The 14,867-nt window shown below is 71.3% G+C and carries 15 protein-coding genes; 6 read left to right on the top strand and 9 right to left on the bottom strand.

Translation table 11 applies throughout. The features are described from left to right. The first annotated feature begins 67 nt into the window (after window positions 1-67). Both H7F53_RS00075 and H7F53_RS00070 read left to right on the top strand, forming a co-directional pair. A complete protein-coding gene (locus H7F53_RS00075) occupies window positions 68-1,018 on the top strand; it encodes an alpha/beta hydrolase (protein WP_185677788.1) in 951 nt (316 codons plus the stop codon). Further along, a complete protein-coding gene (locus H7F53_RS00070; RefSeq protein WP_185677434.1) occupies window positions 1,018-2,604 on the top strand; it encodes a family 43 glycosylhydrolase in 1,587 nt (528 codons plus the stop codon). Before H7F53_RS00075 ends, H7F53_RS00070 begins: the two co-directional genes overlap by 1 nt. 52 nt (window positions 2,605-2,656) lie before the next feature. On the opposite strand, the gene H7F53_RS00065 is transcribed toward H7F53_RS00070, so the two are convergent. From H7F53_RS00065 to ribB, 8 genes are all read right to left on the bottom strand, one after another. Then, entirely contained in the window at window positions 2,657-2,866 is a 210-nt protein-coding gene (locus H7F53_RS00065) for a formate dehydrogenase subunit delta (RefSeq protein WP_246438360.1), read from the bottom strand. Next, window positions 2,863-5,700: a formate dehydrogenase subunit alpha gene (fdhF, locus tag H7F53_RS00060; RefSeq protein ID WP_185677433.1), complete on the bottom strand. Its 2,838-nt coding sequence runs from the start codon at window positions 5,698-5,700 to the stop codon at window positions 2,863-2,865. The genes H7F53_RS00065 and fdhF overlap by 4 nt, the downstream gene beginning before the upstream one ends. Next, window positions 5,690-6,502: a formate dehydrogenase accessory sulfurtransferase FdhD gene (fdhD, locus tag H7F53_RS00055; protein ID WP_185677432.1), complete on the bottom strand. Its 813-nt coding sequence runs from the start codon at window positions 6,500-6,502 to the stop codon at window positions 5,690-5,692. Before fdhD ends, fdhF begins: the two co-directional genes overlap by 11 nt. Continuing rightward, the gene (locus H7F53_RS00050) at window positions 6,499-8,031 is read right to left on the bottom strand and encodes an NADH-ubiquinone oxidoreductase-F iron-sulfur binding region domain-containing protein (RefSeq protein WP_343061825.1); all 1,533 of its coding nucleotides are present in this window, start codon (window positions 8,029-8,031) and stop codon (window positions 6,499-6,501) included. The genes fdhD and H7F53_RS00050 overlap by 4 nt, the downstream gene beginning before the upstream one ends. Further along, window positions 8,028-8,447, bottom strand: a complete 420-nt coding sequence (locus H7F53_RS00045) for an NAD(P)H-dependent oxidoreductase subunit E (protein ID WP_185677431.1) — start codon at window positions 8,445-8,447, stop codon at window positions 8,028-8,030. Before H7F53_RS00045 ends, H7F53_RS00050 begins: the two co-directional genes overlap by 4 nt. A 69-nt stretch (window positions 8,448-8,516) precedes the next feature. Beyond that, entirely contained in the window at window positions 8,517-9,419 is a 903-nt protein-coding gene (locus H7F53_RS00040; RefSeq protein WP_185677430.1) for a LysR family transcriptional regulator, read from the bottom strand. A gap of 21 nt (window positions 9,420-9,440) precedes the next feature. Further along, on the bottom strand, window positions 9,441-9,860 hold the full coding sequence (ribH, locus tag H7F53_RS00035) for a 6,7-dimethyl-8-ribityllumazine synthase (protein ID WP_185677429.1): 420 nt from the start codon (window positions 9,858-9,860) through the stop codon (window positions 9,441-9,443). A 1-nt stretch (window position 9,861) separates the two neighbouring features. After that, window positions 9,862-11,121: a 3,4-dihydroxy-2-butanone-4-phosphate synthase gene (gene ribB, locus H7F53_RS00030; protein WP_185677428.1), complete on the bottom strand. Its 1,260-nt coding sequence runs from the start codon at window positions 11,119-11,121 to the stop codon at window positions 9,862-9,864. 127 nt (window positions 11,122-11,248) lie between these two features. Between ribB and H7F53_RS00025 the strand changes: the two genes are divergently transcribed. The 4 genes from H7F53_RS00025 to H7F53_RS00010 all read left to right on the top strand — a co-directional run bounded on the left by H7F53_RS00025 (window position 11,249) and on the right by H7F53_RS00010 (window position 14,281). Further along, the gene (locus tag H7F53_RS00025; RefSeq protein WP_185677427.1) at window positions 11,249-11,845 is read left to right on the top strand and encodes a TetR/AcrR family transcriptional regulator; all 597 of its coding nucleotides are present in this window, start codon (window positions 11,249-11,251) and stop codon (window positions 11,843-11,845) included. A gap of 71 nt (window positions 11,846-11,916) precedes the next feature. Further along, window positions 11,917-13,110, top strand: coding sequence for an aromatic ring-hydroxylating oxygenase subunit alpha (locus H7F53_RS00020; protein WP_185677426.1), 1,194 nt, complete (start codon window positions 11,917-11,919; stop codon window positions 13,108-13,110). Continuing rightward, entirely contained in the window at window positions 13,107-13,463 is a 357-nt protein-coding gene (locus tag H7F53_RS00015) for a hypothetical protein (protein WP_185677425.1), read from the top strand. Before H7F53_RS00020 ends, H7F53_RS00015 begins: the two co-directional genes overlap by 4 nt. Next, window positions 13,460-14,281: an SDR family NAD(P)-dependent oxidoreductase gene (locus H7F53_RS00010; protein WP_185677424.1), complete on the top strand. Its 822-nt coding sequence runs from the start codon at window positions 13,460-13,462 to the stop codon at window positions 14,279-14,281. Before H7F53_RS00015 ends, H7F53_RS00010 begins: the two co-directional genes overlap by 4 nt. Window positions 14,282-14,301: 20 nt before the next feature. Here the strand turns inward: H7F53_RS00010 and H7F53_RS17590 are convergent. Beyond that, a partial coding sequence (locus H7F53_RS17590; RefSeq protein ID WP_425498151.1) for a helix-turn-helix transcriptional regulator occupies window positions 14,302-14,867 on the bottom strand: 566 nt, incomplete at its 5' end.

The raw sequence follows: 14,867 nt of genomic DNA, 5'->3' as shown, positions 1-14,867 counted from the left end.
ATGAGGACAGAGGAGCGGCACGGTGCCTGATCGACGATCGGTTCTGGCCGCGAGCCTGGCCGGGGGGATGGTTGCGACGCGGGCGGGGGCCCAGACGCCCCCGCCCGTGTCATCGCGCGGGGTGCCGGCCGGGTTGCCCCAGCCAGTCGAGACGATCGACCTCTGGCCGGGCGGCGCGCCGGGCATGCCCAGCCCTGCCCCGGTCGAGCAAGTCGAGGAGCGCGCGCCCGACGCGGTGATGACCGACCGCTCGGTGACCGGCATCGCGCGCCCCCGCATGGTCGTGTTCCGTCCCGACCGTCCCAACGGCGCCGCCGTGCTGATCACCCCGGGGGGCGGCTACCGCCTGGTGGTGATCGACAAGGAGGGCTACGAGCTGGGCCGCTGGCTGGCCGCGCGCGGCTTCACCGCCTTCGTCCTGTTCTACCGCCTGCCCGGCGAGGGCTGGGCCCGCCCCGCCGACGTGCCGCTGGCCGACGCCCAGCGCGCGCTGCGCCTGATCCGCCACCGCGCGCGCGACTTCGCGATCGATCCCGAGCGCGTCGCGACGATGGGCTTCTCTGCCGGAGGGCACGTCTGTGCCGACCTTGCCGCACGCTTTGCCGCGCGGGTCTATGACCCGGTCGACGCCGCCGACCGGCTCTCGGCCCGGCCGCTCTGCGCCGCGCCGATCTATCCGGTGGTCTCGATGGACCCGGCGGTCGCCCACGCCGGCTCGCGCCTCAAGCTGCTCGGCCCGGCACCCACCGCCGAGGCCGAGGCCGCCCATTCGCCCGACCGCACGCTGACTGCCGCCGCCCCGCCGCATTTCCTGCTTCATGCCGAGGACGATCCCACGGTGCCGGTGGAGAACACGCTGCGCCTGCGCGCCGCCCTGCGCGCCGCCGGAGTGCCGGTCGAGACCCACCTGTTCACCCACGGCGGACACGGTTTCGGGCTGCGCCAGACGGTCGGCAAGCCGGTCGAAGCCTGGCCCGAGCTGTGGCGCGCCTGGGTGCGCACCGTGGGGCTGGGCTGATGCTGGTCGATCGCCGCGCCGCGCTGGGTTTCGCGCTGCTCGGCGGCGCCGCGGTCAGCGCGGCGCCTGCCGCGGGCCGGACCGCGACGCGAACGGGCCGGGGAATCGAGGGACAGCTCGCGCCAGACCTTGGCAATGGCCGCTTCCTCAACCCGGTGCTCAGCGGTGACCGCCCTGATCCGGCGATCCTCAAGGACGGCGCGGACTATTACCTGACCTTCTCCAGCTTCGATGCCTATCCCGGCCTCACCATCTGGCACAGCCGCGATCTGGTGAACTGGCAGCCGCGCCGCCCGGCGCTGACCCGCAACATCGGCTCAGTGTGGGCTGTGAGCCTGGAAAAGCACGCAGGGCGCTATTTCCTCTACATTCCGGTCAAGGCCAGTCCCAACGACATCTTCGTGATCTGGGCCGATCACATCGACGGGCCGTGGAGCGATCCGGTTCCGCTGGGGCTCAACCGGCACATCGATCCCTGCCATGCCGTGGCCGAGGACGGATCGCGCTGGCTGTTCCTGTCGGGCGGCGACCGCGTGCGGCTGAGCGATGACGGGCTGCGCCTCGCCGGTCCGGTCGAGCATGTCTACGATCCGTGGCGCTATCCGGATGACTGGGACGTCGAGGGCTTCTCGCCCGAGGGACCCAAGATCCACCGCCATGGCGGCTGGTTCTACATGCTCACCGCGGTGGGCGGCACCGCCGGCCCGCCGACCGGGCACATGGTGATCGCGGCGCGATCGCGCTCGCTTCACGGACCGTGGGAACAGCATCCAGGCAACCCGCTGGTCCGCACCCGCTCGCTGGATGAGGCCTGGTGGTCGCGTGGACACGCCTCGCTGGTCGAGGCTCCCGACGGCACCTGGTGGTCGCTGTATCACGGCTATCGCAAGGACTTCTGGACGCTCGGCCGGCAATGCCTGCTCGATCCGGTGGAATGGACCGCCGACGGCTGGTTCCGCATGACCGGAGGCGATCTGTCGCGCCCGCTGGCCAAGCCGCGCGGAGGACAGGCCGTGCCGCACGGGATGGCGCTGTCGGACGCGTTCGGCGGGCCACTCGCGCTGGGCGCCAAGTGGACCTTCTTCCGCCCGGCCCCGGACGAAGCCGCGCGCGTGCGAGTGGCGGAGGGGCAGCTCCATCTGGCAGCGCGCGGGCTGGCACCGTCGAGCGGATCGCCGCTGCTGCTCAACGCCGGCGACACCAGCTACCGCTTCGAGTGCACGATCGCGATCGATCCCGGCTGCACCGCCGGGCTGGTGCTGTTCTACGACGACAAGCTCTATTGCGGGCTCGGGTTCGACACCGCACGCTTCGTCACCCACCAGTACGGGATCGAGCGGGGCCGGCCGGCCAACCCGCATGGCGCCCGGATGCGGCTGCGGATCACCAACCGCCGCCACATCGTGGCGATCCACACCAGCGGGGATGACGGGCGGACCTGGCAGCGCTTCGACCGCGGCATGGAGGTCTCGGGCTATCACCACAACGTGCGCGGCGGCTTCCTCTCGCTCAAGCCGGGGCTCTATGCCGCAGGCACGGGCAGCGCCCGCTTCAGCGATTTCCGCTACGCCGCCCTGGCTGACTGATCGGGGGACAGCGGGCTATCCGCGCGGCAAAAGTTTCCTCGAGGAAACTTGTTCAGCGCGGCAGGCTGGCGATGGCGGCACGCGCGATCGGCGAGAGCCCGGCGGCATCGGCCGCGAGGATCGCCGCGCGCATCCGCGGGTCCCAGTAGCGCGTGATGTGCGCGGCAGTCTCGGCCACGGCCGCCGCCTCGCCCTGCGCGGCGAGATTGGCGGCGATCTGGTTGGCCATGCGGATCAGGTTGGCTTCGACCCCGCTGCTCATTCGGCGGCCTCGACCCGCCGCGCCAGGCGGCTCTGTGCGGCATAGCCCTGCTGCCACTCGCTCGGCCCGTTCGAGGCCGAGACCTGCACCGCGGTGACCTTGTATTCGGGACAGTTGGTGGCCCAGTCGCTGTTGTCGGTGGTGACCACGTTGGCCTGGGTGTCGGGGTGGTGGAACGTGGTATAGACCACCCCCGGGGCGACCCGGTCGGTCACCAGCGCGCGCAGCGTCGTCTCCCCCGCGCGCGAGGCCAGGCGCACCCAGTCACCCGATTGCAGCCCGCGGTTCTCGGCATCGAGCGGATGGATCTCCAGCAGATCCTCCTCGTGCCACACCGAATTGGCGGTGCGGCGGGTCTGCGCGCCGACGTTGTACTGGCTGAGGATCCGCCCGGTGGTGAGCAGCAGCGGATAGCGCGGTCCGGTGCGCTCGTCGGTGGGGATGTACTCTGTCACCACGAACTTGCCCTTGCCCCGCACGAAGCCGTCCACGTGCATGATCGGACTGCCCTGCGGTGCAGCATCGTTGACTGGCCACTGCAGCCCGCCCTCCGCCTCGAGCCGGGCATGGCTGATCCCAGCAAAGCTGGGGGTCAGCCGGGCGATCTCGTCCATGATCTGGCTGGCGTGGGTATAGGACCAGCCGAGGCCCATGGCCTTGGCGAGGAGCTGGGTCACCTCCCAGTCTTCATAGCCATTCGCCGGGTCCATCACCCGCCGCACCATCTGCACCCGCCGCTCGGCATTGGTGAAGGTGCCGGTCTTTTCCAGGAAGGTCGAACCGGGGAGAAAGACGTGGGCGTAGTTGGCGGTCTCGTTGAGGAACAGGTCGTGGACGATCACGCAGTCCATCGCCGCCAGCCCGGCCGCCACGTGGTGCGTGTTGGGGTCCGATTGCAGGATGTCCTCGCCCTGGATGTAGAGCGCCTTGAACGTCCCATCGACCGCCGCGTCGAGCATGTTGGGGATGCGCAGCCCCGGCTCGGGATCGAGCGCGGTGCCCCACTCGGCCTCGAACTGCGCGCGGGTGGCAGCGTCGGAGATGTGGCGGTAGCCGGCCAGCTCGTGCGGGAAGGAGCCCATGTCGCAGGCGCCCTGCACGTTGTTCTGCCCGCGCAAGGGGTTCACCCCCACCCCGCGCCGGCCGATGTTGCCGGTGGCCATGGCCAGATTGGCGATCGCCAGCACGGTCGAGGAGCCCTGCGAGTGCTCGGTGACGCCAAGGCCGTAATAGATGGCCCCGTTTCCGCCGGTCGCGAACAGCCGCGCAGCACCGCGCAGATCGGCGGCGGGAACCCGGGTGACCGGCTCGAGCGTTTCGGGTGAATGCCGCGGATCGCTGACGAAGCGGGCCCAGTCCTGGTACTCGTCCCAGTCGCAGCGCTCGCGCACGAAGACCTCGTCGGCCAGGCCCTCGGTGACGATCACGTGCGCCATGGCGGTCAGGATCGCCACATTGGTGCCGGGCTGGAGCGGCAGGTGGTAGTCCGCCTGCACATGCGGCGAGCGGACCATGTCGATCCGCCGCGGGTCGATCACGATCAGCCGGGCGCCCTGGCGCAGCCGCTTCTTCAGGCGGCTGGCGAAGACCGGGTGGCCGTCGGTCGGGTTGGCGCCGATGATCAGGACAACGTCGCTGTCCTCGACCGAATCGAAGTCCTGCGTACCCGCGCTGGTCCCGAAGGTCTTGGCCAGGCCATAGCCGGTGGGGGAATGGCAGACCCGCGCGCAGGTATCGACATTGTTGCTGCCGAACCCGCCGCGCACCAGCTTCTGGACAAGGAAGGCCTCCTCGTTGGTGCAGCGGCTCGAGGTGATCCCGCCCAGCGCCCGCGCGCCGTGCTGCGCCTTGATCGCGGCAAGGCGCGCGGCGGTGAAGCTGATCGCCTCGTCCCAGCTCACCTCGCGCCACGGGTCCGTGATCTGCTCGCGGATCATCGGCCTGGTGATGCGGTCGGCGTGGTGGGCATAGCCCCAGGCGAAGCGGCCCTTGACGCAGGAGTGGCCGCGGTTGGCCTTGCCGTCCTTCCACGGCACCATCCGCACCAGCTGCTGCCCGCGCAGCTCGGCGCGGAAGGTGCAGCCCACGCCGCAATAGGCGCAGGTGGTGATCACCGCGCGCTCGGGCTTGCCGATGTCCTTGACCGCCTTCTCGTTGAGGGTCGCGGTCGGACAGGCGGCAACGCAGGCCCCGCACGAGACGCACTCGGAGCCGAGGAAGGTGTCCGAGGCGAGCCCGGCCGAAACCTTGGCGTCGAAACCCCGCCCCTCGATGGTCAGGGCAAAGGTGCCCTGGACCTCCTCGCAGGCGCGCACGCAGCGCGAGCAGACGATGCACTTGGCCGGATCGAAATCGAAATAGGGGTTCGAGGCGTCGACCGGTGCGTCGAGATGGTTCGCCCCGGCATAGCCATAGCGCACGTCGCGCAGGCCCACCTGCGCGGCGGTGTCCTGCAGCTCGCAATCGTTGTTGGCCGAGCAGGTCAGGCAATCGAGCGGGTGGTCGGAGATGTAGAGCTCCATCACCCCGCGGCGCAGCTTTTCGAGGCGCGGGGTCTGGGTCTGCACGACCATGCCGGGGCGTACCGGGGTGGTGCAGGAGGCCGGGGTGCCGCGCTGGCCCTCGATCTCGACCAGGCACATGCGGCACGAACCATAGGCGGCGACGGTGTCGGTCGCGCAGAGCTTGGGGATCGCCCCGCCGATCTCGGCGGCGGCGCGCATCACGCTGGTGCCCTCGGGCACGGTGACCTGGCGGCCGTCGATCGTCAGGGTGACCGGCGCACCCTCGCGCACGGCCGGAGTGCCGAAATCGGGCTGCGGCTCATAGGACATGAGCGATCTCCATCGCGGGTTCAGTGGCCCAGGTCATCGTGTCGTCGCGCGCGATCACCGCCAGCGCCAGCCCGGCGGCGGCCGCGCGGCGCACGGCGAGGTCGGTCGGGGCGGAAATCGCCACCAGCAGCGGGCAGCCGGCGCGCACGGTCTTCTCGACCAGCTCATAGGAGCAGCGTGAGGTGACTACCAGGAAGCCACTGGCGGGATCGACACCAGCGCGGGCGAGCGCGCCGATCACCTTGTCGAGCGCATTGTGCCGGCCGACGTCCTCGCGCAGCACGGTCACCGCGCCGTCGGCCCCGGCGAAGGCGGCGGCATGGGTCGCGGCAGTCGCGCGCCCGAGCACCTGCTGATCGCGCATGGCCTGCAGCGCGCGGCGGATCGCCTCGGGCGCAATCGCCGCGCGCGCGGCGAGGGGCGGCAACGGCCGCAGCGCCGCCTCGACGCTGTCGATCCCGCAGATCCCGCAGGAGCTGTCACCGGAGCGCAGCCGGGCCCGCGCCATGACCGGGCCGAGCCGCTCGGCCGGCAGGGTGATCCGGGCAACCGTGCCCTCACCCGCCGCAACCGGATGGAGCTGCACCGGGCCCAGTTCGGCCACCGTGGCCAGTCCTTCGGCCAGGACGAAGCCGGTGACGAAGTCCTCCAGATCGCAGGGGGTCGCCATCATCACCGCATAGGCCAGGCCGTTGATCTCGATTCCGATGGGCGCCTCGACCGGGACCACACGCTCGCCCGGGGTGCCCGCGACGGCATAGGCCGTGGTCCGCACCGGGATGGTCACCGCGCCGGCGGTCACGCCCCGAACTCCTCGGGCCAGTGGCGCAGGGCGCTGAGCACCGGATAGGGGGTGAACCCGCCCAGCGCGCAGAGCGAGCCGAACTTCATCGTCTCGCACAGGTCTTCGAGCAGGGCGATTTCGGCGGCGGACCCACGCGGCGCCTTGGCCGCATTGCGCATCTGCGGCAGGGCCTCGACCGCATCGGGCCCGCGCGGTTGCCGGTCCGACGCTCCGAGCCGGTCGAGCAGCTCCACCCCGCGGGTCGAGCCGATCCGGCACGGCGTGCACTTGCCGCAGCTCTCGGCCGCGCAGAAGGCCATGGCGAAGCGGGCCTGGGCCCGCATGTCGGCGCTGTCATCAAACACCACCAGCCCGGCATGGCCGATCAAGCCATCGGCCGCGGCGAAGCTCTCATAGTCGAACGGCAGGTGGAAATCGGCGGGCGGGTGGTAGGCCCCGAGCGGCCCGCCGACCTGCACCGCCTTGACCGGCCGCCCGCTGGCGGTGCCGCCGCCGATCTCGTTCACCAGCTCGCCCAGGGTGATGCCGAAGCCCACCTCGAACAGACCGCCATGCTTCACGTTGCCGGCCAGCTGGATCGGCATGGTCCCGCGCGAGCGGCCGAAGCCGATCGCCTGATAGGCCTCGGCCCCGTTGGCGAGGATCCACGGCACCGAGGCGAGCGTGAGCACGTTGTTGACCACGGTCGGCCGCCCGAACAGCCCGGCCAGCGCGGGCAGGGGCGGCTTGGCCCGCACCTCGCCGCGCTTGCCCTCCAGCGAATTGAGCAGCGAGGTCTCCTCGCCGCAAACATAGGCCCCGGCACCCACGCGCACCTCGACCGTGAACGGCGCGAGCTGCGGCGCGGCCAGCGCGATCGCAGCTTCCAGCTTGCGGATCGCATGGGGATATTCGCTGCGGACGTAGATGTAGCCCCGGCCTGCCCCCACCGCATGGGCGGCGATGGCCATGCCTTCGAGCAGGAGGAACGGATCGCCCTCCATTACCATGCGGTCGGCGAAGGTGCCGCTGTCGCCCTCGTCGGCGTTGCAGACCACGTACTTCGTCGCGCCCGGCGCCCCGGCGACCGTGCGCCACTTGGTGCCTGCCGGGAACCCCGCCCCGCCGCGCCCGCGCAGGCCCGAGGCCTCGACCGCGTCGAGCGTTGCCGCCGGACCGATGGCACGGGCCTGCTCCAGCCCGGCCCAGCCGCCCGTCGCGGCATAGTCGGCCAGACTGAGCGGCCGGGTGATCCCGGCCCGCGCGAAGATCAGGCGCTGCTGGCGGGCCAGGAAGGGGTGCGCCTCGACTCGGCCGATCGCCCGGCCGCTGGTGCCGGCCAGCACCGCGGCGACGTCTCCCGGCGCCAGTGGACCGAAGCCCTGCCCGTCGATCTCGGCGAGCGGCTCGAGCCGATGCATGCCCCGGCTCGACACCCGGCGCACCTCGCAGCCTTGCGCGGCGAAGGCGGCGGCGACGGCATCGGCCCCGCAGGCCAGGGCCAGGGCATCGTCGCTGATCCGCACGATCGGCGCCGCGGCGGTCACGCCAGCGCCTCCACCAGCGCGGTCAGCCGGGCGACATCGAGCCGGGCGTGAACCGCCTCGCCAATCAGTGCGTTGGGCCCGACGCTGCACAGCCCGAGGCAATAGACCGGCTCGATCGCCACGCGGTCCGACCCGCGGACCGCCGCGGCCAGTGCCTCGCTGCCGCGCGCCTGGCAGGCTTCGGCCCGGCACAACTTGATCACCGCGCGCGGCCCCGGCTCGGGGCGGAAGTCGTGATAGAACGAGACCACGCCGTGGACCTCGGCGCGGCTGAGGTTGAGCGCCTTGGCGATCGCGCGGATGGCGGCTTCCGGGACGTAGCCTAACGCGGCCTGCACATCGTGCAGGATCGGCAGCAGCGCGCCTTCGCGCCCATCGTGCCGGGCCAGAATATCCTCGATGGTGATCGCGGCCATGCCCGCAGGTGCGCGCGATCAGCCGGCGTGGTCAAATCAAAACCGCCGACCAGTGATAGAAAAAATCTATCAGAGGGCGCTGTCTGGCCCGGCGCCAGCAGCCTGTGCGGCCTGCAGCCCGGCCCGCGCCAGCGGCCCCAACGGATCGCGGTTGACCACCACCAGCCCCATCCGCCGATCGGGCGCGGGGGCCGAAAAGGGGAGCAGCACAGCCCAGTCCTGCCCGGCGACCAGATCGGCATAGGCATCGGGGATCACCGTGCCGAACCCACCGGTGCGGACCAGCGCGAGCAGCGAGACATAGCTGTCGGCGACCGCGGCCGGGCTGACCGCCAGCCCCCGCGCGGCGAACTCGCGGTCAAGGATGCGGCGGAACTGCATGCCCTGGTGGAGCAGGCAGAGCCGCTCGGCGGCGACCTCGGCCCAGGTCGCCGCGCGGTGGCGGTCAAAAGCGCCGCCGCGCCGCGCGACGAACAGGTGGCGCTCGGCGTGGAGCGGCACGGCCAGCACGTCGGCGGGCGGTTCGTGATCGAGATAGGTCACCCCGGCATCGAAGGCACTGGCGGCCAGCCCGCGCGCGATCTCGCGCGCGGTGGCGGAATGGACCGCCAGGGTCAGGCCGGGATGCTGCGCCATCAGGGCGGCGCCGAACGGACCGATCAGCGGCAGCGCCGCCGGGATCGCGGCGAGCCGGAATTCGCCCTGCAGCGGGGCCGACAGGGCCCCGGCCGCCTGGGTCAGACCGCGCAGGCTGCCCAGCACCTGCTGCGCCCAGGGCAGGATCGCCTGACCGTGCTCGGTCAGCCCGATGAAGCGCCGGTCGCGCTCGACCAGCCGCTTGCCCAGCTCCTGCTCGAGCGCGCGCAGCCCGGCCGAGAGCGTCGGCTGGGTCACCCCGCAGGCCTCGGCTGCGGCGGCGAAGTGGCGCTCCCGCGCCAGCGCGGTGAAGAAGCGCAGGTGCTGGAGGTTCATCCCGGCCCCTGCCGCGCCGGATCAGGCCCAGCGTTCGCGCAGCTTGAGCAGCGCCAGCGCGGCCTTGGCCGCCTCGCCGCCCTTGTCCTTCTGTGCCGGATCGGCCCGGACGATCGCCTGGGCCTCGTTCTCGACCGTGAGGATGCCATTGCCGATGGCCAGCCCGTCCATGGTCAGCGCCATGATCCCGCGCGCGCTTTCCCCCGCCACGATCTCGAAATGGTAGGTCTCGCCGCGGATCACCACGCCGATCGCGACATAGCCATCGTAGCGGTCGGCCTGGTCGGCCAGTGCGATCGCCCCCGGGATCTCGAGCGCGCCGGGCACGGTGACGACCTCCACCTCATGCCCCGCCGCGGTCAGCGCCGCCTTGGCCCCGGCGACCAGCATGTCGTTGAGGTGATCGTAGAAACGGGCTTCGACAATGAGGAAACGGGACATCTTATGCGTTCTCCGGGGGAATGGCCTGTTCGCCCACCACGTTGAGGCCATAGCCGTCAAGGGCCACGAGGTTGCGGTGGGCATTGGTCAGCAGGACCATGTCGTGCACGCCGAGATCGGCCAGGATCTGGGCGCCGACCCCATAGGTGCGCAGGTCCATCTCGCCCTCGGGCATGGGCTGGGTTCCGGGCGGCGGCACCAGCAGCACGATCACCCCCGCCCCGGCCGCGCCGATCGCGTCCATGGCCCGCTGGAGGGTCCGCTTCTTCGGTCCGGGCCGGCCGAGGATATCGTCGAAGAGCGACATGGCATGGACCCGCGTCAGCGTCGGCTGGCCGGGTACGACCTGGCCCTTCTGCAGCACGAAGCTGTTCGTGCCGTCGATCTTGTTGCGGTACGTCAGCAGCTTCCAGTCGCCGCCGTAGTCCGAGGTCATGCGCGTTTCGGCGACCTGCTCGACCAGGTGGTCGTGGCGGCGGCGGTACTCGATCAGGTCGCGGATCGTGCCCATCTTGAGCCCGTGCTTGCGCGCGAAGGGGATCAGGTCGTCCATCCGCGCCATGGTCCCGTCGTCCTTCATGATCTCGCAGATCACGCCCGAGGGGTTGAGCCCGGCGAGGCGCGAGATGTCGACCGCGGCCTCGGTATGGCCGGTGCGGACCAGCACCCCGCCATCGCGCGCGATCAACGGGAAGACGTGGCCCGGAGTGACGATGTCGTCGCGGGTCTTGGCCGCATCAATCGCCACGGCCACGGTGCGCGCGCGGTCGCCGGCGGAGATGCCGGTGGTCACCCCTTCGCGCGCCTCGATCGAGACGGTGAAGGCGGTTTCGTGGCGCGTCCCGTTGTTGCGGCTCATCAGCTCGAGCCCGAGCTGCTCGCAGCGCTGGCGGGTGAGGGTCAGGCAGATCAGCCCGCGCCCGTGGGTGGCCATGAAGTTGATCGCATCGGGCGTGGCCATCTGCGCCGGGATCACCAGATCGCCCTCGTTCTCGCGGTCCTCGTCGTCGACGAGGATGAACATGCGGCCGTTGCGGGCCTCCTCGATGATCTCCTCGATCGGAACCAGCGCCGGGCTGTCGTCGCTGTCCGACAGGAAGCGTTCAAGCTTGGCGAGGGTCTCGGCCGTGGGATTCCAGCTTGGCTCCGTGAGGTCGCGCAGGGTGTTGGCGTGGAGCCCGGCGGCGCGGGCCAGGCCGGAGCGCGACATGCCGCCATCGACGACGAGGCGGCGGATTCGTTCGATCAGTTCACTAGACATGACGACGCTTGATCACATTATGATGTGATGAGCAAGAGATGATTCACATTACCATCAGATATTGCGGCGCCTGCCCCCGTGGCGCGAGCCCGTTGGCCTGGCCGGAACGCTCGTCCATAGTCAGGCGATGGATGACCCTGCCCCACCCGCTCGCCAACGCCGCAACAAGTCGTTCGATGCCACGCACCAGGCCCTGATCGAGGCCGCTGTCCGACTCATCTCCGAAAAGGGCGTGGAGGCCCTGTCCGTGGCCGCACTGGCCCGCGCGGTGAAGATGAACCGCGCGACGGTCTATTACCACTTCACCAGCCGCGAAGCGCTGCTCGAGGCCGTCCAGGCCTGGTCATCGGCACAACTGGTGAAAGGCTTCGAGGCGCCTGCCAGCCAGAGCGACCGGATCGACTTTGTCGCCCGGTTCGTGCTGGCCAATCCCGACCTGATCAAGCTGTGGATCGAGCAGTTCATCGCCCCTGGTGACATCCGCGAACGCTATCCCCGCTGGGACGACCTGGTGACGGCAACGGCCCAGGTCCAGGCCGCACGCGCGCCGGCCGAGCCGGTCGACGTCGAGGTCTACTGCGCCTTCCTGCTGGCCGGGGCGATCATCGGCCCGCGGGTGTTCCGCCACAGCATCCGGCCCGAGGCCAGCGCGGAGGAGGTGGTCGCCCGGTTCCGCGCCGAACAGCAGCGCATGCTGCGCCGCGACGGACTGCTCCGCGAATAATTCCAACACTGGTGTTGAAAGTTTGATCAGGGCAGTTTAGCCTCGGGGTCCCGCTCAACAGGACTGGTCCCATGACGCACCCCGGAACGAGCTTCAGCCCCATCCCCGCGGACGCCGTCGCCTGGCTGGGGACCAACCCCATCCCCGCCGCGCCCTACTACGACCCCGCCTATTTCGAGCGCGAGCGGCGCGCCGTGTTCCTGACCAGCTGGATCCATGTCGGCCACGCCTGCGAGCTGCCCGAGCCCGGCGCCTTCGTGCGCCGCGACCTCGAATTCGCGCGCGCCTCGCTGCTGATCGTGCGGGGCAACGACGGGATCGTGCGGGCCTTCCACAATGTCTGCCCGCACCGCGGCACCCAGCTGGTCGAGGCGGCGGCGGGGCGGCAGAGCCGGTTCAGCTGTCCCTATCACATGTGGACCTTCGGCCCGGAGGGCGATCTGCTTTCGGCCCCCGATTTCGGCGCCTTCCACCTGCGCAAGGAGGACTGCGGGCTGAAGCCGGTGGCGCTGCAGGAGTGCGCCGGGCTGCTGTTCGTCAACTTCGACCCGCAGGCCCAACCGCTGCGCGACTGGCTGGGCGACTATGCCGGGCGGCTCGAGCAGATGCCGGTCGCGCGGGCCACGACCTTCAGCGAGTACACCTACGAGATCGCCGCCAACTGGAAGCTGACCTACGACAACTTCCAGGAGAACTACCACCTGCGCTTCGTCCATCCGCGCTCGGGCGGGGCCGGGGTCGGCGGCGACAACCCGTTCGGCTATCCGGTCGAGATCGGCTTCCACGGCCCGCACCGCACCCAGCGGATCTGGTCGAACCCCGACCCCGCGCTCAAGCCGTTCCAGCGGGCCGCCTCGTTCTGCGGAATTCCCGCACTGGCCGAACAGGGGCTGCTGACGCTGCCGCATGGGCGCGACTACCTGGCCCTGTTCCCCAACCTGTTCGTGATCGGCACCCCGACCCAGCCGTTCTCGCACACGGTCTATCCGCTGGCGGCAGACCGGTCGCGCGGCGTGGTGCGGGTCTACTGGGTGGGCGAGGACGCCAGCGCGAGCCAACGGCTGGCACGCGAATATGCCCTTGCCCAGCTGCGCGACATCCATTCGGAGGATGTCGGCATCATCGAGCGCGGACAGGCCGGGCTGGCCAGCGGAGCGCTCTCGCACATCCACTTCCAGTCGATGGAGGCGCTCTGCCGCCACCTGTTCCTCGAAGTCGACCGCCGCGTCCAGGCGGGAGCAGCCGGTCCGGAGCAGCGGGGATGAGCGGGGAGACCGCCCTGCCCCCGGGCTTTGCCGCGCTCGAACCCTTCGTTGCCGGCTGGGCCTTGCCGACCACGGCGGCGCGCGCCGCACGGCGCGGCGAAGCGACGAGCGATGAGCGCGAACAGTTCTTTGCCGCGGCCAGCCCGCTGGTCGCCTCGGCACTCGCCCATCTCGACGCGCGCCCGCTTCACGCGCTCGACCCGGCCGAGCAGCGCCTGCTCAACCTGCTGCTGGCGCTGGCCCACGTCGGGCTGGCCGTGGAGATGCAGGGCCCCGCTGAAGCGCGCCATGCGCTCGGCCGGGCGCGGATGCAGATCACCCGCGCGGTCGCCGACGCGGAGCCCGGGGCATGAGCACGCTCGCCGGGCGGACCGTGCTGGTCACCGGGGCGGGCGGCGGGATCGGGGCCGGGATCGCCGCGGCCTGCGCCGAGGCCGGAGCCTCGCTGATCCTCGCCGACCTCGAGGGCGACCTCGCCGCCGAGGTCGCCGCCGGCCTGCCCGCCGCAGCCAGGGCGCGGGCCTTCACGCTCGATGTCCGCTCGCTGGCGAGCTGGCACGCGCTGCGCGCCGCGATCGGCGAGGTGCCCGACGTGCTGTGCAACAATGCCGGAGTGTCGAACGGCTTCAAGCCGCTGCTCGCGGTGCCACCGGAGGAGTTCGAGCGGCTGATGGCGGTCAACGTCACCGGGGTCTACCACGGCATCGCCACCTTCGCTCCGGGCATGGTCGCGCGTGGCAGCGGGCACATCGTCAACACCGCCTCGGTCAACGCGCTCAGTCCGTTCGGGAGCTTCGCCGCCTATTCGGCCAGCAAGTTCGCGGTGCTCGGCCTGTCCGACGCGCTGCGCGAGGAGCTGGCTCCGGCCGGGGTGGGCGTCTCCACCCTGTTCCCGGGGCTGACCCGCAGCCGCATGGCCGAACGCGACGCGGCGCGCGCCGTGGCCAACGATCCCGCGCACATGCAGCGGGTCCGCGCCAACATGATGGATCCGCTGTGGGTCGGGCGCGCGGTGGTCCGCGCGATTGCCGAGGGCGCGCCCTATATCGTCACCCACCCGGAATACCGCGCGGCCCTGGAGGCCCGCCATGCCGCGATCCTCGCCGCCTTCGGTGAACCCGCCGAGCCGGGCTACCGCTCGGGCGCCTCGGCCACCCGCCCGGCCGACTGAGCCGGCACGCCGAGGCACGCTCAGCCCAGCGGGGCGAGGCCGGTGAGCAGCAGGCGGACCAGATCGGCCTGCCCGCGCGTGCCGGTCTTGGCATAGATCCGCTTCGAATAGTTGCGTGCGGTCTCGGGGGTCAGGCGCAGCCGCGCGCCGGCCTCGAGGATCGATTCGCCAAGGGTCAAGCCATGCGCCAGCGCCGCCTCGCGCTCGGACAGGCCGTGGAGCCGCGCGATCGTGCGGACCGCCGCGCGCGGATTCTCGCGCCGGGCCTCGCGCAGGGTGCCGATCGCCACCGGCGCGGCAGCGGGCGCGGTCAGCGGCAGGGCGGCGCGGGTCAGCAGCAGCCACTGCGCCGCGGCCGGATCGAGCAGCACCAGCTCGCGCGCCTCGGGCGGGGCCGTGGCCAGCGCGGCGCAGGCGGCCTCGAGCGCGCGGCGCAGATCACCTATGACCGCGCCGGCAGCGCCTTCGCCCTCGCCCGGCCCGAAACGATCGACTTCGCGGCGGCACGGGCCGGTGCCCGCCTGTTGCACACCGGCGGAATCACGCCGGCGCTCGGTCCGGGCGGGGTGGCGCTGGCCCGCGCGGC

Source organism: Novosphingobium piscinae, from assembly GCF_014230355.1.
Classification (GTDB): Bacteria; Pseudomonadota; Alphaproteobacteria; order Sphingomonadales; family Sphingomonadaceae; genus Novosphingobium; species Novosphingobium piscinae.
The sequence above is the reverse complement of the archived record's forward strand: the minus strand, read 5'-3'. Positions and strand labels throughout refer to the sequence as shown.